The organism is Streptomyces sp. NPDC044571 (genome assembly GCF_040647115.1).
GTDB lineage: Bacteria > Actinomycetota > Actinomycetes > Streptomycetales > Streptomycetaceae > Streptomyces.
Genome location: NZ_JBEZBN010000030.1, coordinates 40,253 through 61,547 on the forward strand (window position 1 = coordinate 40,253; position 21,295 = coordinate 61,547).

Consider the following 21,295-nt stretch of genomic DNA (forward strand, 5'->3'; position numbering starts at 1 on the left):
GGGCAGCGCATTTCCGGCCGCGGGCGGACGATGGAAGGGACACCCGTCCGCGCGAAGACCGTGAAAGAGGAGGTGTGCGGCGGTGACGAAGTACATGGATGTCCACCACGGCATGAAGGGCATTACCGAGGCCCAGCTGTTGGCCGCCCACAACGCGGACCTGGCCATAGAGGGCGAGGAGAAGGTGCACTTCGAGCGGGCCTGGGCCGACCCGGAGTCGGGAACGGTCTACTGCCTGTCCGAGGCGCCCTCGGCCGACGCGGTGATGAGGATCCACGAGCGCACGGGGCACCCTGCGAACGAGATCCACGCCGTGCCGATCGCGGTCTAGCGGCCGGGACGGCTGACCGGAAACATTCGCACAGGTGAGGGAGGGTCGGAAGGCCCTTGGCATATGCCTGAAGCAAGGCCGTTACGGATGTTGCCAAACGCCTTACAGGCCGTGGCCGGCTGTGCAACAGTCGTAACCGGTCCTTCTTTCAGACTTGGCCGTGCCGCGCCTGTATCGGAGTTCTCATGCCGTCCCACCTGTTCGCGGACCGTCCCGCGCAGCCGCCCGAGCCCGGGTCGGTGGACGCACTGATCTCGCAGACCCGGCGGCTGCGCGGCGAGGTGGACGCCGTGCGCCGCGACACCGTCGTCGACGACGACGACGCCCAGGGCCGCTGGCAGCGCGCACTGTGCGACCTCGCCGTCCACCACCTGGACGACCTCGGCGCCCACCTCGGCCAGCTCAAGGAGGGCCTGCCGCCCGCCCCCGAGCAGGTCGAGCTCCCGCAGGCACCGCCCGCCGAGACCGGCGGCGAGGCCCACGAGACCCGCGTCGGCAGCGCCGAGTGGAACCTGCTGACCGACGAAGTCACCTGGTCAGACGAGCTGTTCCAGATCTTCGGCCGGTCCCCCGAGGCGGGCCCGCTCCCCCTCGACGAACTCGGCTCCACCCTCTTCTCCGAGGACCAGCCGTTACTGACCGCGATGGTGACGGCCTGTCTGGTCGACGGCAAGCCCATAGACGGCGAGTTCCGCATCGTCCGGGCCGACGGCCGGGTCCGGACCCTGCACATGCGCGGCGAACCGGTGCTCGACTCCGACGGCTGCACGGCCTCCATGTGGGCCGTCCTGCGGGACGTCAGCGAGCTGCGCCGCAGCCAGCGCGCCGTACGCGAAACCCGTGACTCGCTCCAGCGGCGGCGGGAGATCGCCCAGACCGAGCGCCGACTTGCGGTCGAGCTGCAGGAAGCCGTGCTCCCCCCGTGGCGCGGCTCCCTCCGGTTCCCGCACCACACCGCGGGCTCGCTCGACGTCGCAGCGCACTACCTCCCCTCCGCGACCAGCGCCCTGATCGGCGGCGACTGGTACGACGCCCTCGAACTCCCCGACGGACGCTCCCTGTTGACCGTCGGCGATCTGACCGGCCACGGCGTGACGGCCACCTCCGGAATGGCCATGATGCTCGGCGCCCTGCGGGGCATGGCCATGGCCGGGATCGAACCGGGCCCGCTGATGGGCTGGCTCAACCAACTCCTCGAAACCTCGGTCCAGCCGGCCCTCGGCTCGGCCGTCTGCTGCCGCTACGACCCCGCCCGCCGCGTCCTGTCCTGGGCTCAGGCCGGCCACCCCGCGCCGCTGCTGTTCCGCGCCGGCTCGGGCCGTGCCCTTCAGCCGCCCGAGGGCGTCCTGCTGGGAGCGACCTCCGGAGCGGCGTACGAGCAGGCCGAAGAGCAGCTGCAGCCGGGCGACGTGGTCGTCCTGCACACGGACGGGCTGACCCCGCGCAGCATCGAGTTCAGCCGGGCGGACGGCACCGAGCGGCTCCTCGCCCTCGCACCGCGGTTCGCGGCGGCGGGCTCGGCACAGGACTGCGTACGGATGGTGGTCGAGGAGTTCGGCGAGAGCGAGCGCGAGGACGACGCCTGCGTGCTGGTGGCCCGGATCGGCGGCTGATCCGCCGCGGGTGAGACGCTCCCCGCCCGCCGGAGCGGCCCCGCTCCCGGACCGGCCTCGACGCCGAGGCGCGCTTCGGCCACGAGATGCGCTTCGGCCACGAGATCCGCTTCGGCTCCGGGATCGCCGTCACGAGGCCGCGCCGCCCGGCGCGGCCCTTCTCGACTGGACCCTGCGCCGCCGCGTCCCTTCACCTCTTCGCTAAACGCTGCGCGGCGCCGGGCTGCTGGGCAGGGCCAGCTTGATCTCCGTGCGCAGGTCCTCGATGCGCGCGTACCCGGCGTACTGGCCGGTGAGCCGGTACATCTCGCGCAGCCGGTCCCAGGTCCGGTGCGAGGAGGTCTCGTTCATCGACACCAGCGCGAGACGGGCGTAGCGGTCGGCCTGCTCCGGGTCGTCCGCGAGGAAGCAGGCCGAGGCCATGGAGATGTAGTCGAAGATCTGCGAGCGCTGGTGGCCGCCGGAGCGCAGCCGCAGCGCCTCCCTGGCGTGCCGCTGCGCGATCGGGGCGGCGGCCGGGTCGTGTTCGGCGAGCGTACGGAAGGCCAGCGCCTGCATGCCGTGCAGGTCGGCCTCGTCGAAGTGCTGCATCCACGAGGGCGGCGGCACATCGCCCTTGTCCGACACGAACAGCTCCTCGGCCTCGCCCAGGGTGCGGCGCATGGCCTGCCCCTTGCCCATCGCGGCCTGCGCCCAGGCCTCGATGGTGTGCAGCATGGCGCGGGTGCGGGGCAGCGTCTGCTCGCCCGAGCCGGACTGCGCCAGCTTCATCAGGTCCAGGGCCTCGTTCGGCTTGCCCAGGTGGACCATCTGACGGGCGGCGCGGGACAGCGCCTCACCGGCGCGCGGCCGGTCCCCGCCCTCCCGCGCCGCGTGCGCGGCGATCACGAAGTACTTCTGCGCGGTGGGTTCGAGGCCGACGTCGTGGGACATCCAGCCCGCCAGCACCGCCAGGTTGGCCGCCACCCCCCACAACCGCCGCTGCAGGTGGTCGGGGTGGCGGTACGCGAGCATGCCCCCGACCTCGTTGAGCTGGCCGACCACGGCCTTGCGCTGCAGTCCTCCGCCCCTGGAGGCGTCCCAGGCGCGGAAGACCTCGACGGACCGCTCCAGGGCCTCGATCTCCTCGGAGCCGATGGGGGCGGCCTCGTAGCGGTCGTAGCTCGCCTGGTCGGCCTGGAAGGACTCGCCGAAGCCTGGGTCCTGTGCGGTGCGGGGGTCGGTGTGCAGCCAGTCGTACATGGCTTTGCTGAGGGCGGAGCCGGCAGTGAGCGCGACTCCCGCGCCCATCAGACCGCGACGGTTGAGCATGAGGTCCATTCCCGTGAATTCGGTGAGGACCGCGGCTGTGCGTTCGGGCGCCCAGGGCATTCCGTCGGGGTTCTCCTTCGCCCCGTCCGGCTGCCGTTTGGTGGTGCGCCGCTGCCGTACGAACCCGAGGTCCTCGATGGTCACGACACGACCGAGCCGCTCGGTGAACAGGGCTGCCAGTACGGTGGGAACCGGCTCGCGCGGGGTCTCCCCCATGTCGATCCAGCGCCGCACCCGCGAGGTGTCGGTGGCCAGCTGGTGGTGGCCCATGGCGGCCGCCTGCCGGTTGACCATCCTCGCCAGCTCGCCCTTCGACCAGCCGGCGAGGCCGAACAGGTCGCTCAGGCGGGTGTTTGGTCCTCTGCTCACGTCAAGCCCCCAGGTTCTCGGCTGACTTGACAGTAGCCCGCCGTCAGATGCCCAGCGACTATTCGCCAGGCTTCGCCAGGGCACGCAAGATGGTCCGCCACCCACGGCCGGGTGTCAGGTAGGAATGCGCCTCCCCGACCCGGTCACCGGCGGAACTCCCCAGGGTGAAGTACGGGACGGGCGGGGCGGCGTTCGAACTCGTCGGCGCACGAAGGGATCCGTAACTCCATGTACGCATCAACGTCCTCCGTGTCCGCCCCGGTCCGGCCGCACCGCACGCTCCAGGCGGGCGGCGGCCCCTATCTCGATCCCGGCCGCCCCGCGGCACCGGCGCAGGGCGCCGTACGGGCGCGGCGGATGCCGGGGACCGGCCCCCAGCCGCTCAGCGGCAGAATCGACCTCTCGGGGCCGCAGGGTGCGCAGCTGCGCACGGCGCTCGCCTCGGTGCAGCGGATCTGTCCGGAGTTCGCGCCGGTGCAGGTGCTGCGCCGCAGCGGCCGGTCGGTCCTCCTCGTGGGGACGACCGGGCGGACGACCGCCGTCGCAAAGGTTTTACTGGACCACTCGCCGGAGTGGCGCGAGCGGTACCGGCACGAAATAGCGACGTACCGGGCGTTCGTCCGACACCGCCCGCCGGTCCGGGTGCCGCGGCTGATCGCCGCCGATCCCGAGAACTGCACGCTGGTGGTCGAGCGGATGGCGGGCCGGGTCGCGGCATTGCAGCGGCACCCCGTGGAGGCCCCGCCGCGGGCCGACGTACGGGCGGCCCTGGGCGCGGTGTGCCGGGTGAACCAGTGGCGTCCGCCGACCGATCTGTTCGGGGATCCGCTGAACTACCCGCAGCGGATCGCGCGGTACCACGAACTGGGGCTGCTCACCGACCGGGATCTCGGTGATCTGCAGAATCTGCTGCGCGGGCTGAAACTGGCGGGCGTGCAGCGGCAGTTCAACCACGGGGACGCGCTGCTGTCGAACCTCCTGCTGTCCCCGGCCGGGCCGGTGCTGCTCGACTGGGAGCACGCGGGGTGGTACCTGCCCGGCTACGACCTCGCCACCCTGTGGGCGGTGCTGGGCGACGCGCCGGCCGCGCGCAGCCAGATCAGCCGGCTGGCCCAGGCGGCCGGCCCGGCTGCCCGGGACGCGTTCCTGGTCAACCTGATGCTGGTGCTGACCAGGGAGATCCGGATGTCCGAGACGGCGGTCCAGCGCTCCATGCTGGCGGCCGCCCCGACCCAGCCCCTGCCGGCGGGCGCCCTGTCCTCCGGTGAGGAGCAGCGGCTGCTGCTGCGCCGCCTGCACGACGACTGCGGCATGGCCCGCAGGGCGGTACGGGCGGTGGTCGGAACCCGCTGATCCCGGCGAACCGCTGCCCGCTCCTCCCGTACGGAAATCCCGTGGTGTACGCACCTGCTGTGCGTACCACGGGATTTCGTGCGTTCCGGGCCGTCTCGTCACCCCTGCGCATGCCTTGACATCACATGATCCCCCGAACACCTTTTCTGACCCGGCATCAGTTGCGTCGGCGCCACCGTCCCCTCCTCCCACTCCGCTGGAGACCGCCCATGAGCGCGAGCCCTGCTTCCGCCGTGCCGTCTGCTTCCGCCCCGTCCGCCGGCCCGCCGTCCGCCGCCCTGCCCGCCGCCGCCCTGCCCTCCCGTCGGACGGTCCTCGCCGGCACGGGGGCCGGGATGCTGGCCGCGACGGTCCTGCCCTCCGCCGCCGCGCGGGCCTCCGGCGCAGCCCCGCTCGGCGAGTACGACGTGGTCGTGGTCGGGTCGGGGGCGGCCGGGATGACCGCGGCGCTGACCGCCGCCAAGCGGGGGCTGAGCGTGCTGGTGGTCGAGAAGGCGCCGACCTTCGGCGGTTCGGCGGCGCGCTCGGGGGCCGGGATCTGGCTGCCGAACAACTCGGTGATCCTGAACGCGGGGGTGCCCGACACCCCTCAGAAGGCGGCGGCGTACCTCGCGGCGGTGGTCGGCCCGGACGTACCGGCCGACCGGCAGGCGGCGTTCCTCGCGAACGGGCCGCGGATGCTGGACTTCGTCATGGCCGCAAGTCCGCTGCGCTTCCGGTACATGGACGGGTACAGCGACTACTACCCGAACCTGCCGGGCGGCCTGGCGAACGGCCGGTCCATCGAGCCCGACCAGTTCGACGGCAACCTGCTCGGGGCCGAACTGGCCCGCCTGAACCCGGCGTACATGCCCGTCCCGGCCGGGATGGTGGTCTTCAGCCAGGACTACAAGTGGCTGAACCTGGCGGCGGTGAACGCCAAAGGGCTCGCCGTGTCCACGGAATGCCTGGCGCGCGGTACGAAGGCCGCGCTGTGCGGGCAGAAGCCGCTGACGATGGGCCAGGCCCTGGCGGCCGGCCTGCGGGCCGGGCTGCTCCAGGCGGGCGTTCCGTTGTGGTTGAACAGCCCGCTGGTGGACCTGGTCCAGGAGGGCGGGGCGGTCACCGGGGTGGTGGTGGAGAAGGAGGGCGTACGGGGCGTCGTACGGGCCCGGCGCGGCGTGGTCATCGGTTCGGGCGGCTTCGAGCACAACGCGCAGATGCGGGCGCAGTACCAGCAGCAGCCCATCGGCACGCAGTGGTCGGTGGGCGCGAAGGAGAACACCGGCGACGGTATCCGGGCGGGGCAGCGGGCGGGGGCGGCCCTGGCCCTGATGGAGGACGCGTGGTGGGGCCCGTCGATCCCGCTGCCGGGCGAACCGTACTTCTGCCTCGCCGAACGGACCCTGCCGGGCGGGCTGATCGTGAACGCGGCGGGGGCGCGGTTCGTGAACGAGGCGGCGCCGTACAGCGACGTGGTGCACCTGATGTACGAGAAGGACCGGGGCGCACCCGGCTCGCACATCCCCGCCTGGCTGATCGTCGATCAGAACTACCGCAACAGGTACCTGTTCAAGGACGTCCTGCCCACCCTCGTCTTCCCCGACGCGTGGTACGAGGCGGGCGCGGCGAAGAAAGCGTGGACCTGGGACGCGCTGGCGGGCCAGATCGGCGTACCGGCCGGGGCCCTGCGGGCGACGCTCAACCGGTTCAACGCGCAGGCGTGGGCGGGCGCCGACCCCGATTTCCACCGGGGGGACACGGCGTACGACCACTACTACACGGACCCGGGGGTCCAGCCGAACTCGTGCCTGGCCCCGATCTGGGCCCCACCGTTCTACGCCTTCAAGATCGTGCCGGGTGATCTGGGGACCAAGGGCGGCATCGTCACGGACGCGCGGGCGCGGGCGCTGCGGCCCGACGGCTCGGTGATCCGCGGCCTGTGGGCCGCGGGCAACGCGAGCGCGGCGGTGATGGGGCACAGCTATGCGGGGGCGGGGTCGACGATCGGCCCCGCGATGACGTTCGGCCATGTGGCGGCGAACGACATCGCGGACGCGTAGGCCGTGCGGGGGGGGGTACGGGGCTGCGGGCCCGCTAGCCCTGCTGGAAGAGCTCGGCGGGGAGCGGCTTCAGGAGGGCGTACAGGTCATCGGTGATGGGCCGGTCCCAGCTGGCGATGGTGACCAGCACATTGTCGCTGCGGTCGAACTGCACGCAGCTGATCCGGCCCTCGGACAGCTTGATCTTCCGGACGATGAGGAGGTTGTCGCCCTGCATCACCGGGCAGTCCTCGACGCCGGTGACCTCGACGTCCTCGTCGTTCTCCAGGGCGTCGAGGAGCTGGGCCACCTCGAAGGGGACCTGACCCTCGGCGAGGTCCCGGGCCGGGGAGCCCTCGGGGAGGTTGCCGATGATCATCGCGGGGCCGCGTCCGCCGAAGAGGTCGTAGCGGAGGAAGACGCCCTGGCAGCTGCCGTCGGGTGCGGGGAGCAGCCCGGCCCCGAGATTGCCCGGCCAGTCCCCCGGGTCCATGGCCAGGACGTCGAAGTCCGGGCCGGCGGGTGTGGCGGCGCGGTTGCGGCGGAGGAAGGACATGCCGCCATGGTACGTGGCCGGACGGGTTTTCCGGCCGCGGGGCCCCCGCCCCGGCGGTGCCCCGCCCGGGCCGCCCCGGGCCGCGCAGGGGCCGGTGGGCGGGCCGCTCCTCAGACGGGCGGGACCAGTGTGAAGTAGTGCTGGAGCCGGGTGGGATCGCCGGTGACCTGCAGGGCCGTGTCGGGGAGCCGGCCCCAGAGGAAGAGGGCCAGGTCCGAGGCCGAACCGGTGGCCTCCACGTCAACCGGCTCGGTGGAGTCGGGCTCCAGCCGTACCGCGTCCCCGGCGAAGACGACCGTCCAGGATTCCGGGCCGTCCACGAGCCGGAAGCGGTACCGCTCGCCCCTGCCCGGCGGGGCCGTCCGCCAGCCCCGGCGGGCCGGGGCCATCACCTCGAAGGTCTGGGCGACGGCGTCCGCGGCCAGGGCGGGGTCCAGCGGGGCCGCTGCTCCGGCCACGGACTGGGCGTCCCAACGGTGCAGGGCCAGCTCGATCGTCTGCATCCGCAGCCAGAAGCCCGAGGTCCGCTCCGGCGCCCAGGTCCAGACCGGCACGTCCGGCCCGAGCTCCCGGAACAGGTCCGCGAGCCCCCGCGCGCCCTCGGCGAACCAGGCCGTCAGCCCCTGCGGCGCGGGCCCCAGGCTCGGCGCCCGGTCGGGCAACGGCCAGGCGGCCAGTTCCCCCGGGGCGGAGGGGAGCCCGTACAGGGAGAGGTCGGACGGGTCCGGGGCCTGCGTGAGGCGTTCCCGCAGGATGCGGATGAGGTAGCGGTGCACTCCCCCGAGGTGTCCGACGAGGTCGGAGACCGACCATCCGGGACACGAGGGCACGAGCGGCGCCGGACCGCCGGGGTCGAGGGCGGTGCGCACGGCCTTCTCGAAGGCCGCGGCCTCATTCTGGAGAAGGGAGATCCTGGAGGCGTGGTCCATGGGGACCACACTGCCCCGGCTGCGGCCGGCTCTCCCGTCTTGAGCTACGGGCGAACGCCTTCGGCGCGGCCCGTACGGTGAAGTCCTGCCGTGTCGCTCAGCCGGCGTGGAGGATCCGAAAGCGGTCGGGGTCCGCCGGATCCCGGTCGACGACTTGGATCGGCGTCCACGCGCATTGCCACACGCTGATGCCCGGCGTACGGGAGAACCGGATCGGTCCGCGGGTGCCTTCGACTGCGACGCGCGGCCAGGATGCGGCCGTGCGCGCCCGGCCCGCGCCGTGAGAGCGCAGCACTTCGGCGAGGACGGTGACCGTGTCGTAGCCCTCGAAGGCGACGAAGGAGGGCGCTTCGGCCAGCCGCTCCCGAAGGGCCGTCTCGACCCGTGCGCCCAGTGGGCCGATGCGCTCGGGCAGGTACCGCAGGAACGGGATCGCGGCGCCGTCGTCGCCCAGCAACCTCGCCCATTCGGCGAACTCCGGTTGCCCTGCCGGAGCACCCGTCAAGAGGTCGGCGAGGCGCTGGTCGCGGCGGACGGACTTGACGATCGACACGGCCGGTTCGGGGTGCCCGACCAGGAGCACGAGGGCTGTCGCGCGCTGGTCGACGAGTGCGTCGCACACGGCCGTGGGGGCGAGCGCGCGCATGTCGAGTTCGATGACGGTGCCGCCGCGTGGAGCGAGGTGGTCCCGCAGGATGCGGGTCCCGGATGCCCAGTAGACGCTCGGTTCGGCTGCCACGGCGATGCGGCGGTGGCCCGCGCCGAGGAGGAAGTCCGCGTAGATCTGCCAGCCGCGGGACTGCGCCGGGGCGAGGCGCGCGACCCATTCCGTCGGCTGTTCGGTGAGCGCGTCGAGCACCGCCGACGAGCAGAGGAACGGCAGGCCGAGGGCGTCGGCCCTGGTGGCAGCGGCGCGAGCGACGACGCTGTGGTACTCCCCCGCCAAGGCGGCCACGCCCAGGCCGGCCAGTTCGTCCACGGCCGCCGCGGCCCTCTGGGGATCGGCCGCGGTGTCCCGGACCACCAGTTCCAGTGGTCTTCCGCCGACCCCGCCGGCGTCATTGACTTCGCGCACGGCGAGTTCGAGTCCGGCGAGCAGGTGTCGGCCCGCCTCGACCCAGCCGGGGCGAGTCAGCGGAACGAGAGCGCCGATCCCGACGGATGATCCGGCGGTGCGCTGCGCTCCAGGGGCCGATGGTGGCGTGTTCATACGCGGTTGTCCCCCGTGTGGCGATTCGGTTGCAGGGTGCCCGGATCCCAGCGCGGCAAGACGCCGTATCCCGGCAGGGCGGCGGCCGCTTCGGCCGCCAGTCCGTCCGCGCCGCACTCCCGCGCCGCCGCCACGGCCTGAATGAGCAGGTCCCGGTCCCGCAGGGCCGTGCCCAAGGCGGCCAGGGCGCAGGCCAGTTCGTATCCGGCGGGGGATGCCGACAGCAGGGCCACGGCCTCCCGTAGGAGTCCCTCCCGGTCCTCCGGCTCCGCGACCTCCGCCGCCACCCTGAGGGCCTGCCCGATGGCGGAGGCCGCGCCGAAGGCCCGGGCCCGCCGGACGGCGTCGCCGGCCAGGGCCCGCGCCCGGCCCGGGTCGTCCGCGGCCACGGCGCGGGCCAGGTGCAGCTGCCAGGGGCACCAGGCCGGGTTCTGGATGCCGCGCGGGGTCAGCCGCCGGTCCACCTCTTCCAGCTCGACGGCGGCGGCCTTGCGCTCCCCGCGGGCCAGGAGCAGTTCGGCGTAGACGGTCTGGGAGTCGGGGAAGACGACGGCGGCCGGGAAGGGCTTTCCGTAGTCGTGCTCCCGGGCCAGCTCCCAGGCCTCCTCGACCCGCCCCCGCGCGAGCAGGGTCGCGACGAGGATCGCTATGGCGTACCAGTGGACGGGGGTGCGCCGGCCCACGCGTTCGGCGAGCCGCAGCCCGGCCCGGACGAGTTCCTCGGCCTCGACGAGCCGCCCTCGCCGGTAGCGGATGTAGGCGCGCAGGCTGTACGCGAAGGAGAGGTGCGCCCCGCGCCAGCCCTGCCGCTCGAACTCGGCGGTGCCCGCGTCGAACAGCTCCTCCGCCCGCCAGGGCCGGTCGGCGTACATGTGGACCAGGGCGGCGAGTACGGGCACCTCGAAGCCCCGGTCTTCGTGCGCCCAGCTGAACCCGCCGTCCAGGGCCCGGTCGGCGTGGTGCAGGACGACGTCCACGGGCTCTCCGCGCAGGCAGGCGTCCCAGGCTCGCAGGCCGATCACGTACCGCTCGGTGAGGTCGCGTCCGGTCAGCCGGTCGGCGAGTCGGGCCAGGCGCCGCGAGCGGGCCGGGGAGTCGGTCTCGGCGGCGTTGAAGGCGTCCCACATGAACTGTTCGGATTGCAGTCGCAGGCGGGCCCGTACGTCCGGGGTCTTCGGGATCTCCCGCGCCAGGCATTCCGAGGCGTCGGCGAGGCGGTCGCTGTGGGCGAGGACCTGGGCGAGCCGGATGACGATGCCCTGGCGCAGCGCGGGGTCGTCGGAGGGTTCGGCGAGCGCGGCGCGCAGGTGGTTGACGGTGTTCGCGGGTTCGGTGAGCAGGGAGGCGCAGCCGAGCTCGTACAGGACGGCGGCCCGCTGGTCGAAGTCGGGGGGCTCGCGCAGGGCGCGGGCGAGCTGGCGGCGGGCGGCTTCGGGGGCGCCGGCCCGCAGGTTCTCGGCGGCGGCCTCGCGCAGCGTGCGCACCACCCAGGGGTCGTTCTCCGGGTGGGTCTCCAGCAGGTGGCGGCCAGCGGCGGAGGGACCCCGCCCTGCGTCGACGACGGCGACGGCGGCCTGGCCGTGGAGGGCGACCCGCAGTGCGTCCGGGATGGCGCGGTAGAGGGCGGTGGCGATCAGCGGGTGGACGAACTCCAGTCCGGCGTCGGGGTCCTCGGCGGGCCCGGACAGGATGCGGGCGCCGCGGAGCCGCCCGGTCGCGTCGGCGGCCTCCTCGGAGCCGAGTCCGGCGACGCGGGCGGCGAGCTCCTGCGGGATGGCGGTGCCGAGCACGGCGCAGGCCCAGGCGAAGCGCACCGTGGAGGGGCCGAGGCTGCGCAGGCGGGCGACGAGGCCGCTGCCCCGCTGAGCGGCGGCGAGGTCGCGCAGCAGCGGTGCGCTGGCCTCGACGGGGGCCAGGCCCTCGTCGCGCACCTTGGCGGTGAGCTCGACGGCATCGAAGGGGTTGCCGGTGGTGACGGTCCAGGCCTCCCGGCAGAACGCGTCGTCGGCGTGGCCGCCGAGTGCTTCGCGGACGAGGGTGGAGACGGCGCCCGCCGTGAGCGGTGCCAGGGCGAGCGGGCGCTGTCCGGCACGGCCGGGCAGCTTGCGGAAGGAATCGGCGTGCGGAGGCAGTTCGTCGGGGCGGTACGCGACGACGAGGAGCAGGGGAAGGTGTTCGGCGCGCGGGGCGAAGGCGGCGAGCCAGGAGAGGGATTCGGGGTCGGCCCAGTGCGCGTCGTCGAGGAGGAGGACGACGGGGGCGCGCTGCACGGCGAGGTGGGTGAGGACCCAGTCGAGGCCGTCCCGCAGGCCCTGGGGGTCGGGTGGGGCGCCCTGGTCGGGGGCGCAGAGGCCGAGGGCGGGGCCGATGATGGCGTACCAACTGCCGAGGGCGGCGCGCAGTTCCTCCTCGGAGCGGCCGGCCAGCTGGGGCTGGATGAGCTGGCGGGCGACGTGGAAGGGCTGGCTCTGCTCCTGTTCGCCGCCGCGGGCGGCGAGGAGGGTGCAGGAGCGGGCGCGGGCGCGGCGGCGCACTTCGGCGAGGAGGGTGGTCTTGCCGAGGCCGGCCGGGCCGGAGAAGGCGAGCAGCGCGCCGCCCGTGCCGGACGCGGGGCCGGTGCCGGCGCCGGTGAGCTGGTCCAAGGCCTCGTCCACCGTGGCGAGCTCTGCCTCGCGTTCGAACATCGTGCGCCGTATGCGGGTCCGGCGATCCGTCATGGCTGGTACCCCCCAGACCGGTTCGGGGATCAGCGTACGCCCGCGCGCGCCCGCGCGAGGCCGTCTGCCGGGAAAGATCGCGGCCGGGGTCCTCCACGCCTCCCGGGGCCGGGAGGCGGCGCCACCGGAGCGGCGGCCGCGCCCGGTGTACGCCGCCTGCGGCCCGAAGCTACGTCAGGTCGAACTCTCCGCCCCGCGCGTCCAGGACGAACCTGCGCCACTCGTCCGGCGCGAAGATCAGCGAGGGACTCTCGGGGCGCTCGCTGTTGCGCATCGCGATGAATCCCTCGACGAAGGCGATCTGGACGTCGCCCGCCCCCCGGCTGCTGGACTGCCAGTCCGCCCCGCTGAGATCGAGGTCCGGCTTGCCCCAGCCGGCCAGGGGCTGCGAAGTCATGCTCTCGGCCACGTGCGTGCTCCTCCCGGTACGTCGTCCGGGGGCCAGGTTAACCATCGCGGCGGGTGTCGCACAGACCACGGTGCGTCACCCGCGGCCGGTCCGGCACCCGCCCCCCGGGAGTCGCACGGACGTCAACCCTCCTCAGGGGGCAGGCGCTTGCGCCCCCACCAGCCACATCGCGAAGAACTGCGCGCCGCCTCCGTACGCGTGTCCCAGCGCGCGCCGGGCTCCGGGAACCTGATGTTCTCCCGCCTGGCCGCGGACCTGGAGCGCCGCCTCCGCGAAACGGATCATGCCGGAGGCGCCGATCGGATTGGTGGACAGGACTCCGCCGGAGGGGTTCACGGGGAGGTCGCCGTCCAGCTCGGTGACCCCGGCCTCCGTGAGCTTCCAGCCCTCGCCCTCCTGCGCGAAGCCCAGGTTCTCCAGCCACATGGGCTCGTACCAGGAGAACGGCACGTACATCTCCACCGCGTCGATCTCCCGGCGCGGGTCGGTGATCCCGGCCTGCCGGTACACGTCGGCGGCGCAGTCCTTGCCCGCCTGCGGCGAGACGAAGTCCTTGCCCGCGAACAGCGTGGGTTCGCTGCGCATGGCACCGCCGTGCACCCAGGCCGGCGGCCGCGGCGAACGGGCCGCGCCCGCCCGGTCGGTGAGGACCATGGCGCAGGCCCCGTCGGAGGAGGGGCAGGTCTCCGAGTACCGGATCGGGTCCCACAGCATCGGCGAGGCCTGGACCTTCTCCAGGGTGATGTCGTGCTCGTGCAGATGGGCGTACGGGTTCTTCAGCGCGTTGCGGCGGTCCTTGTACGCGACCAGTGAGCCGACCGTGTCGGGCGCGCCGGTGCGCCGCATGTACGCCCGGACGTGCGGGGCGAAGAAGCCGCCCGCGCCCGCCAGCAGGGGCTGCTGGAAGGGGACGGGCAGCGACAGGCCCCACATGGCGTTGGATTCCGACTGCTTCTCGAAGGCGAGGGTGAGCACCGTGCGGTGGACGCGGGCCGCGACCAGGTTCGAGGCGACGAGTGCGGTGGAGCCGCCCACCGAGCCGGCGGTGTGGACGCGCAGCATGGGCTTGCCGACCGCGCCGAGGGCGTCGGCCAGGTACAGCTCCGGCATCATCACGCCCTCGAAGAAGTCGGGGGCCTTGCCGATGACGACCGCGTCGATGTCCGCCCAGGTCAGCTCGGCGTCGGCGAGCGCGCGGGCGGCCGCCTCGCGGACCAGGCCGGCGATGGAGACGTCGTGGCGGGCGGCGACGTGCTTGGTCTGGCCGATGCCGACGACGGCCACCGGCTCCTTGCCCGACGTGCTCATACGGGGTCCCCTTCCAGGACGGCGACCAGGTTCTGCTGGAGGCAGGGGCCGGAGGTCGCGTGGGCGACGGCCCGGTCGGACGCGCCGCGGTGGATCCGGGCGGCGGCCTCGCCGATCCGGATCAGGCCGGCGGCCATGACCGGGTTGGCGGCCAGCGCCCCGCCGGAGGGGTTGACGGTGACGGCTTCGCCGAGCCCGAGCGCCTTGCGGAGCACGACCTCCTGGGAGGAGAACGGCGCGTGCAGTTCGGCCGTGTCCACCGGGGCGTCGAAGACGCCCGCGTGTTCTGCGGCCGTCCGGGTCGACGGGGAGTCGGTGAGGTCGCGCAGGCCCAGGCCGTGCGCTTCGATCCGGTGGTCGATGCCGGTGATCCAGGCGGGCCGCGCGCACAGCCGCCGCGCCGTGTCCCCCGCGGCGAGGACGACCGCGGCCGCACCGTCGCCGATGGGCGGGCAGTCACCGGTGCGCAGCGGCCGCACCTGGTAGTCGCCCTGTGGGACGGCGCCCCGGAGCTGGGCGTGCGGGTTCTCCCCGGCGGCGGCCCGGCTGCGGGCTCCGATGGCGGCGAGGGCGTCCTCGTCGCTCTCCCCGGCGTCGATCAGCGCCTGGGCCTGGAGGGCGGCGAGGGCCACCGCGTCGGGCCACAGCGGCGCCACGTAGTAGGGGTCGAGCTGCCGGGTCAGGACGTCGCGTACGGATCCGGGCGAGGTCTTCCCGTACGCGTACACGAGCGCGGTGTCGGCCTCGCCGGTCTGGATCTTGACCCAGGCCTCGTACAGGGCCCACGCGCCGTCCATCTCGACGTGCGATTCGGAGATCGGCGGCCAGGCGCCCACCCCGTCCAAGGTCATGGTGAAGGAGAAGGCCCGGCCGGCGAGGTAGTCGCTGGAGCCGGAGCAGGTGAAGCCGATCTCACCAGCCTTCAGGCCGGTCTTCTCCAGCACCTGGTGCAGGACCGGCATCACCATCTCGACTTCGCTGAGCTCGTCGGTGCGCCGCAGGTGGTTGCTCTGCGCGAAGGCGACGACGGCGACCTCGCGGGCGTACCGGGCCGTCGATCGGGCCGTCGGTCGGGGCATCAGATGAGCTCCTTGTACGCGTCGTAGTCCGCGTCCGGCTCGCCGGTGGGGCGGTAGTGGTCGGGGTAGCGTCCGCCTTCGGTCCACACGGGTTCCACCCGCAGGCCCATGCGGACCTGGTCGTACGGGATGCCGCCGATCCGGCCGTGGAGGGCCAGGTCGGCGCCGTCGAGGGCGATGTGGGCGTAGACGTAGGGAACTTCGATGTCGAGGTTGCGCGCCTTGATGTTCACGATGCAGAAGGTGGTGACGGTGCCGGCGGGGCCGACCTCGACCCGGTCGGTGGTGGCGACCCCGCAGGTGGGGCAGGCGCCGCGCGGCGGCACGTACACCTTGTGGCAGGAGGGGCAGCGTTCCCCGACGGTCTTCTGCTCGGCGAGGGCGTTGATGTACGCGGTCTGGGCGCGGCCGGGGCTGTAGGTGTAGTCGAGGCGCGCCGGTGCGGTGATCCCGGTGACGGCGTCGGCGAAGACGCCGTCGTGCGGGGCGGGTTCGCGCTCGGCAGGGCCCTCGTACGGTTCGAAGCAGGCGATGTCGGTGATCGCCCCGACCCGCTCCTCGGCCCAGCGCACCCGTACCCGCATGCCGGTGTGCACGGCTTCGGGTCCGGGCGCGTCGAGGGCGTGCAGGATCGCGGTGTCGGCGCCGTCCAGGCGTACGAGGGCCCAGGCGAAGGGGGTGTCGAGGGGCTGGTGGGGGCGGGGCCGGCCGTTCCACGCCCAGGTGGTGACGGTGCCGGTGGGGGCGACCTCGACGAGCTCGCGGATCTCCTCGGCGGTGCGGGGGTCGTATTCGACGGGTGGGACCATCACCGTGCCGTCGGCGGCCTTGACGCCGAGGACGACGCGCTCGCGCAGACCGGTCAGGAAGGCGCTCTGCACGGGCCCGAGGGACCGGGTGAAGGGAAACTCGACGACGAGTGGCGCGCGCAGCACCTCTGGCGGGGACGCGGCTGCTGTCATGAGGGCTCTCTCCGATTCTCCGGGGCGGACTCCGGGGGCGGTTCGGCGGGGTGACGGGGGGTGGGGGCGGGGTCGTGGGGTCGCGGGGGAAGCGGTTACGCCCGGCGGTAGACCGCGGGGCGTTTTTCGGCGAAGGCGCGGGCGCCCTCCTTGGCGTCCGCCGTGTCGAAGACCGGCCAGCCGCGGGCCAGTTCGGCGGCCAGTCCGTCCGTCTCGGTCATTTCGGCGGTCTCGTAGACGGAGGCCTTGACCGCCTCGACGGCGAGCGGTCCGCAGGCGTTGACCTGCTCGGCGATCTCCAGGGCCTTGGCCAGCGCCGTTCCGTCGGGGACGACCTGGCCGACCAGGCCGATCCGGGCCGCCTCCTCGGCGGAGTACGGCCGGCCGGTCAACAGCATCTCCAGCGCATGGGTGCGCGGAATCTGGCGCGGCAGCCGCACCGTGGAGCCGCCGATGGGGAAGAGGCCGCGCTTGACCTCGAACAGTCCGAAGGTGGCGCCTGCACCCGCGACCCGGATGTCCGTGCCCTGGAGGATCTCGGTGCCGCCGGCCACGCAGTACCCCTCCACCGCCGCGATCACCGGCTTGCGCGGGCGGTGGTGGCGGAGCATGGCCTTCCAGTGCAGGTCGGGGTCGGCTTTCAGGCGGTCCCGGTACTGCTCGCCCGCCATGCCCTTCCCGGCCAGCGCCTTCAGGTCCATCCCGGCGCAGAAGTCCCCGCCCGCGCCGGTCAGGACGACCGAGCGGACGGTGTCGTCGACGTCCGCCTCCAGCCAGCCGTCGTAGAGCCCCACCAGCAGCGGCAGCGAGAGCGCGTTCTTCGCCTCGGGCCTGTTCATGGTGAGCACCAGCGTGGCGCCGCGGCGCTCCACGGTCAGGTGTTCCGTCCCACCCATTGCCGTCCTCCCGTCTCAAGACCTAGAACAGGTTGCAGGAGGGCCGTGTGCACTTCAAGGGTTTTCTGACACCCAGTCAGATTTCTTGGGCTGCGCCCTTCCCAGTTCGGGTGGGCGGCGCTCTAATGGCCGCCGAGCGGCCCGGTGGCGGCTGCGCCAAGGGGAACTTTCGGGGGTGAGGAGGAACGGTGGAGTACAACCTTGCCGACCTGTTCGAGTCGGTCGTCGACGTGGTCCCGGACCGCGAGGCCCTGGTGTACGTGGACCACCCCGGGACCGGCGCCGAGCGCCGTCTGACCTACGCGCAGCTGGACGCGGCGGCGAACCGCATCGCCCACCACCTGCTGGACAGCGGACTGAAGGCCGGCGAGCACCTGGGCCTGCACCTCTACAACGGGATCGAGTACCTGCAGACCGTCCTGGCCTGCCTGAAGGCGCGCCTCGTCCCGGTGAACGTCAACTACCGCTATGTGGAGGAGGAGCTGGTCTACCTCTACAACGACGCCGACCTCGCCGCGCTCGTCTTCGAGGGCGAGTTCACCGCGCGGGTGGCGGCCGCCCTGCCGCAGACGCCGGGGCTGCGGCACCTGATCCGGGTCGGCGCGGCCCCCGAGGGCGCACCGGAGCCCTCGATCGCGCCGGTCGCGTACGCGGCCGCCGAAGCGGCGGGCTCCCCCGAACGCGGCTTCCCGCCCCGCTCCCCCGACGACCTCTTCGTCATCTACACCGGCGGCACGACCGGCATGCCCAAGGGCGTCATGTGGCGGGCCGAGGACCTGTTCTTCGCAGGGTTGTTCGGCGGCGAGCCCTCGGGCGAGCCGGTGAAGCGGCCCGAGGAGCTGGCCGAGCGGGTCGCGGCGCGCGGCGCCGGGCTGACCTTCTTCCCCGCCCCCCCGCTGATGCACGGCACCTCGACGCTGACCTCGTTCATCGCCTTCAACTACGGGCAGCGGGTGGTGATCCACCGCAAGTACGCGCCCGAGGAAGTCCTCCGGACGATCGAGAAGGAGAAGGTGTCGAGCGTGTCGCTCGTGGGCGACGCGATGCTGCGGCCGCTCATCGACGCCCTGAACGGGCCGCTGAAGGGGACGGACCTGTCCTCGCTGTTCAGCGTCTCCTCGTCAGGGGCGATCATGTCGGAGACGGTGCGGGCCGAGTTCCAGCGGCTCGTGCCGCACGTGGTGCTGCTGAACAACTTCGGCTCCTCGGAGTCCGGATCCAACGGGCGGGCGACCGACGACGCGGGCCCGGAGAAGGGCTTCCGCCTCGCGGTCAACGACCGGACCCAGGTGGTGGACCCGGTGACCCACGAGGCCGTGCCGGTGGGCGTACCGGGGCGTCTGGCGCAGCGCGGCCATGTCCCGCTCGGCTACTACAACGACCCGGTGAAGACCGCCGAGACCTTCTTCCGGAAGGGCGACGAGCGGTGGGTGCTGCTCGGCGACATGGCGACCGTCGACGAACAGGGCATCGTCACCGTGCTGGGGCGCGGCTCGCAGTGCATCAACACGGGCGGCGAGAAGGTCTACCCGGAGGAGGTCGAGCAGGCGCTGAAGTCCCATCCGGACGTGTACGACGCCCTGGTCGCCGGGGTGCCGGACGCGCGCTGGGGCAATCACGTCGCGGCGGTGGTCCAGATCCGGGACGGCGCGCCGGAGCCGACGCTGGACGAGATCCAGACCCACTGCCGCAGCCGGCTGGCGGGCTACAAGATCCCCCGCCAGCTGGTCGTCACGCCCGCGATCCAGCGCTCCCCCAGCGGCAAGGCGGACTACCGCTGGGCGAAGTCGGTGGCCACGGAGGCGGACGCGGCCGGCCGGCCTGACCGGCCTGACCGGCAAGACACTGCCTAAGCCTAGACAGGACACTCCCTAGAGCTGGGAGCGCAGGTCGGCCGCGAGGGCGCGGGCCCAGGTGGCGAGCTCGTCACGGTCCGCGCCCCCGCCCAGCGCGCCGACCTGCTCGTCGGTCAGCTGGACGGGGCCGGGGTGCTCCAGCAGGTGGGCCGTCTCCGCCAGCAGCGCGTAGAGGCGCCGGGCGCCGGCGGCACTCAGGCGTACCGACACCGCGGGGTCGATGACGGACATCGCCGCCGCCTCCCTTCGCGAGGGGCATCTGCTTCGACCGTACGCCGACGCACGGGCGGCCGCGCGCCCGTCGGCGTACGGCGGCCCTGGCCGGGCCGGGGCCGCCCGGCCGGGTCCGCCCTCCGCCCGGGCGCCCAGGCGCCTTCGGACAGGAACCGCTCGATGCGGGCCGCGAACCACTCCGGGTCGTCCAGGAACGGGAAGTGCGCCGCGCCCGGCTGCACGTCGACCGCACCCCGCGGGAAGAGCTCCGCGAGTTGCGCGGCCAGGGCCGGGGGCGGGTTGCCGTCCAGCTCTCCGGCCAGCACCAGCACCTCGGCCGTCAGCCGCCGCAGCGCCTGGCGGGTGGCGGGCGGGTCGAAGGCTCCGGGGCCCGCGAAGGCCAGGGCCGCCTTCTCGTTCTGCTGCTGCCCGCCCGCCGCATGGTTCACCCGGGCCCGCTCGTCCCACCGCCCGTAGAAGACGGGAGCAGCCCGGTCCCAGTCGGTGTCGGCGTCCCCGCCCGCCACGATCCGCTCGTAGGCCGCGATGGCGGTGTCGTACGGCTCGCGGCCGGCCCGCAGCCGGGCCGCGGCCGGCTTCTGCCCGGGGGTGGACGCCAGGTCCACGGCCCAGGCGGTCGGGGTCATCATGCGATCACTCGTTCGAGTCATTGATTTCGGCGCCGGGGTCCGGCAATCTACCGAATGATCGGTCGGCTGGCGGGGCTCGCTCACGATGAGGTGACGGCATGACGGCGTACGCAGGTTTCCACGACGACAGCGAGCGGCTGGGCCGCGACGAGCTGGCCGCCCTCCAGCTGAAGCGGCTGCGCGAGACGCTGCACCGCGCCTATGAGCGGGTCCCCTTCCACCGCCGGGCCTTTGACAAGGCGGGGGTGCACCCCGACGACTGCCGGTCCCTCGCCGATCTCGCGCTGTTCCCCTTCACGACGAAGACCGACCTGCGCGACCAGTACCCCTTCGGCATGTTCGCCGTCCCCCGCTCCGAGGTGCGCCGCATCCACGCGTCCAGCGGCACCACCGGCCGCCCCACCGTCGTTGGGTACACCGACGGGGATCTGGCCACCTGGGCCGATGTGGTCGCCCGGTCCATCCGGGCGGCCGGCGGCAGACCCGGCCAGATCGTCCACGTCGCGTACGGGTACGGCCTCTTCACCGGCGGCCTCGGCGCGCACTACGGGGCGGAGCGCCTCGGCTGCACGGTCGTTCCCGCCTCGGGCGGGATGACGGACCGCCAGGTCAGGCTGATCCAGGACTTCCGGCCGGAGGTCATCATGGTGACGCCCTCCTACATGCTCACCCTGCTGGACGAGATGGAGCGCCAGGGCATGGACCCGCGCGCGACCTCCCTGCGGACGGGGATATTCGGTGCGGAGCCGTGGACGGAGGAGATGCGCCGGGAGATCGAGGAGCGGCTCGGCATCGACGCGGTGGACATCTACGGGCTGTCCGAGGTGATGGGCCCGGGAGTGGCGCAGGAATGCGTCGAGACCAAGGACGGCCTGCACATCTGGGAGGACCACTTCTACCCGGAGGTGGTCGATCCGGTCACCGGCGAGGTACTGCCGGAAGGCGGGCCGGGGGAGCTGGTGTTCACCTCGCTCACCAAGGAGGCCATGCCGGTCGTCCGCTACCGCACCCGGGACCTGACCCGGCTGCTGCCGGGCACCGCCCGGCCGGCCTTCCGGCGCATGGAGAAGGTGACCGGCCGCAGCGACGACATGATCATCGTGCGCGGGGTGAACCTCTACCCGACGCAGATCGAGGAGATCCTGCTGCGGACGGCCGGCCTGGCTCCCCACTTCCAGCTGCGGCTGACCCGCGAGGGCCGGATGGACGCTCTGACCGTGCGGGTGGAAGCGCGCCGGGATGCGGATGCCGGGCGCAGGCGGGCCGCGGCCGCCGAGGTGGTGCGGGCGGTCAAGGAGGGCATCGGCGTCTCGGTCGCCGTCGAGGTCGTCGACCCGGAGACGCTGGAGCGCTCGGTGGGCAAGATCAAGCGGCTGGTGGATCTGCGGACGGTCCAGTAGCGGGCAGCGGGACACCTTCCGGGCGGGCTGGCGAAACCACCCTTTCGGGCCCATTTCCCGGGTGGCGACGCGGTTCGCCGCGTGCCGCCGGGTAGGCCAGTTCCGTGACCTC

Annotated in this window: 18 protein-coding genes; 6 read left to right on the forward strand and 12 right to left on the reverse strand. The window is 73.2% G+C overall.

The genetic code is table 11. The features are described 5' to 3' along the window. The first annotated feature begins 82 nt into the window (after nt 1–82). Both AB0B01_RS18055 and AB0B01_RS18060 read left to right on the forward strand, forming a co-directional pair. On the forward strand, nt 83–331 hold the full coding sequence (locus AB0B01_RS18055; protein ID WP_361719443.1) for an SCO4226 family nickel-binding protein: 249 nt from the start codon (nt 83–85) through the stop codon (nt 329–331). Nucleotides 332–516: 185 nt separating this feature from the next. Further along, complete coding sequence (locus AB0B01_RS18060; RefSeq protein ID WP_361719446.1) at nt 517–1,944, forward strand: SpoIIE family protein phosphatase; 1,428 nt, start codon at nt 517–519, stop codon at nt 1,942–1,944. Between the two features lie 201 nt (nt 1,945–2,145). Here AB0B01_RS18060 and AB0B01_RS18065 read toward each other — a convergent pair whose 3' ends face one another. Continuing rightward, nucleotides 2,146–3,624, reverse strand: coding sequence for a hypothetical protein (locus tag AB0B01_RS18065; RefSeq protein ID WP_361719449.1), 1,479 nt, complete (start codon nt 3,622–3,624; stop codon nt 2,146–2,148). A 228-nt stretch (nt 3,625–3,852) separates the two neighbouring features. Between AB0B01_RS18065 and AB0B01_RS18070 the strand changes: the two genes are divergently transcribed. Together AB0B01_RS18070 and kstD are read left to right on the forward strand one after the other, a co-directional pair. After that, nucleotides 3,853–4,977 (forward strand): aminoglycoside phosphotransferase family protein, encoded by a 1,125-nt coding sequence (locus tag AB0B01_RS18070; RefSeq protein ID WP_361719452.1) that lies wholly within the window; start codon nt 3,853–3,855, stop codon nt 4,975–4,977. Nucleotides 4,978–5,312: 335 nt separating this feature from the next. Further along, entirely contained in the window at nt 5,313–7,019 is a 1,707-nt protein-coding gene (kstD, locus tag AB0B01_RS18075) for a 3-oxosteroid 1-dehydrogenase (protein ID WP_361719550.1), read from the forward strand. Nucleotides 7,020–7,053: 34 nt separating this feature from the next. Here kstD and AB0B01_RS18080 read toward each other — a convergent pair whose 3' ends face one another. The 9 genes from AB0B01_RS18080 to AB0B01_RS18120 form a co-directional block, all read right to left on the reverse strand. After that, on the reverse strand, nt 7,054–7,554 hold the full coding sequence (locus tag AB0B01_RS18080; RefSeq protein ID WP_361719455.1) for a hypothetical protein: 501 nt from the start codon (nt 7,552–7,554) through the stop codon (nt 7,054–7,056). Between the two features lie 110 nt (nt 7,555–7,664). Further along, nucleotides 7,665–8,483 carry a maleylpyruvate isomerase family mycothiol-dependent enzyme gene (locus AB0B01_RS18085; RefSeq protein WP_361719458.1) on the reverse strand — a complete coding sequence of 273 codons (819 nt, stop codon included), beginning with the start codon at nt 8,481–8,483 and terminating at the stop codon, nt 7,665–7,667. Nucleotides 8,484–8,580: 97 nt separating this feature from the next. Next, nucleotides 8,581–9,693, reverse strand: coding sequence for an ABC transporter substrate-binding protein (locus tag AB0B01_RS18090; protein WP_361719461.1), 1,113 nt, complete (start codon nt 9,691–9,693; stop codon nt 8,581–8,583). Next, on the reverse strand, nt 9,690–12,410 hold the full coding sequence (locus tag AB0B01_RS18095; RefSeq protein WP_361719464.1) for an AAA family ATPase: 2,721 nt from the start codon (nt 12,408–12,410) through the stop codon (nt 9,690–9,692). The genes AB0B01_RS18090 and AB0B01_RS18095 overlap by 4 nt, the downstream gene beginning before the upstream one ends. Before the next feature lie 169 nt (nt 12,411–12,579). Next, on the reverse strand, nt 12,580–12,819 hold the full coding sequence (locus AB0B01_RS18100; protein WP_356851840.1) for a DUF397 domain-containing protein: 240 nt from the start codon (nt 12,817–12,819) through the stop codon (nt 12,580–12,582). 132 nt (nt 12,820–12,951) lie between these two features. Further along, nucleotides 12,952–14,127: a thiolase domain-containing protein gene (locus AB0B01_RS18105; protein WP_361719467.1), complete on the reverse strand. Its 1,176-nt coding sequence runs from the start codon at nt 14,125–14,127 to the stop codon at nt 12,952–12,954. Further along, nucleotides 14,124–15,206: a thiolase domain-containing protein gene (locus tag AB0B01_RS18110; RefSeq protein WP_361719470.1), complete on the reverse strand. Its 1,083-nt coding sequence runs from the start codon at nt 15,204–15,206 to the stop codon at nt 14,124–14,126. Before AB0B01_RS18110 ends, AB0B01_RS18105 begins: the two co-directional genes overlap by 4 nt. After that, nucleotides 15,206–16,168, reverse strand: a complete 963-nt coding sequence (locus AB0B01_RS18115; protein ID WP_361719473.1) for an OB-fold domain-containing protein — start codon at nt 16,166–16,168, stop codon at nt 15,206–15,208. The genes AB0B01_RS18110 and AB0B01_RS18115 overlap by 1 nt, the downstream gene beginning before the upstream one ends. Before the next feature lie 95 nt (nt 16,169–16,263). Beyond that, entirely contained in the window at nt 16,264–17,064 is an 801-nt protein-coding gene (locus AB0B01_RS18120) for a crotonase/enoyl-CoA hydratase family protein (protein WP_361719475.1), read from the reverse strand. Between the two features lie 188 nt (nt 17,065–17,252). Between AB0B01_RS18120 and AB0B01_RS18125 the strand changes: the two genes are divergently transcribed. Next, the gene (locus AB0B01_RS18125) at nt 17,253–18,917 is read left to right on the forward strand and encodes an acyl-CoA synthetase (RefSeq protein WP_361719478.1); all 1,665 of its coding nucleotides are present in this window, start codon (nt 17,253–17,255) and stop codon (nt 18,915–18,917) included. A gap of 18 nt (nt 18,918–18,935) precedes the next feature. Here AB0B01_RS18125 and AB0B01_RS18130 read toward each other — a convergent pair whose 3' ends face one another. Both AB0B01_RS18130 and AB0B01_RS18135 read right to left on the reverse strand, forming a co-directional pair. Further along, on the reverse strand, nt 18,936–19,151 hold the full coding sequence (locus AB0B01_RS18130) for a hypothetical protein (protein WP_356851849.1): 216 nt from the start codon (nt 19,149–19,151) through the stop codon (nt 18,936–18,938). Next, on the reverse strand, nt 19,115–19,783 hold the full coding sequence (locus AB0B01_RS18135; protein ID WP_361719481.1) for an alpha/beta hydrolase: 669 nt from the start codon (nt 19,781–19,783) through the stop codon (nt 19,115–19,117). The genes AB0B01_RS18130 and AB0B01_RS18135 overlap by 37 nt, the downstream gene beginning before the upstream one ends. Nucleotides 19,784–19,881: 98 nt before the next feature. Between AB0B01_RS18135 and paaK the strand changes: the two genes are divergently transcribed. Then, entirely contained in the window at nt 19,882–21,183 is a 1,302-nt protein-coding gene (paaK, locus tag AB0B01_RS18140; protein ID WP_361719484.1) for a phenylacetate--CoA ligase PaaK, read from the forward strand. Nucleotides 21,184–21,295: the final 112 nt, after the last annotated feature.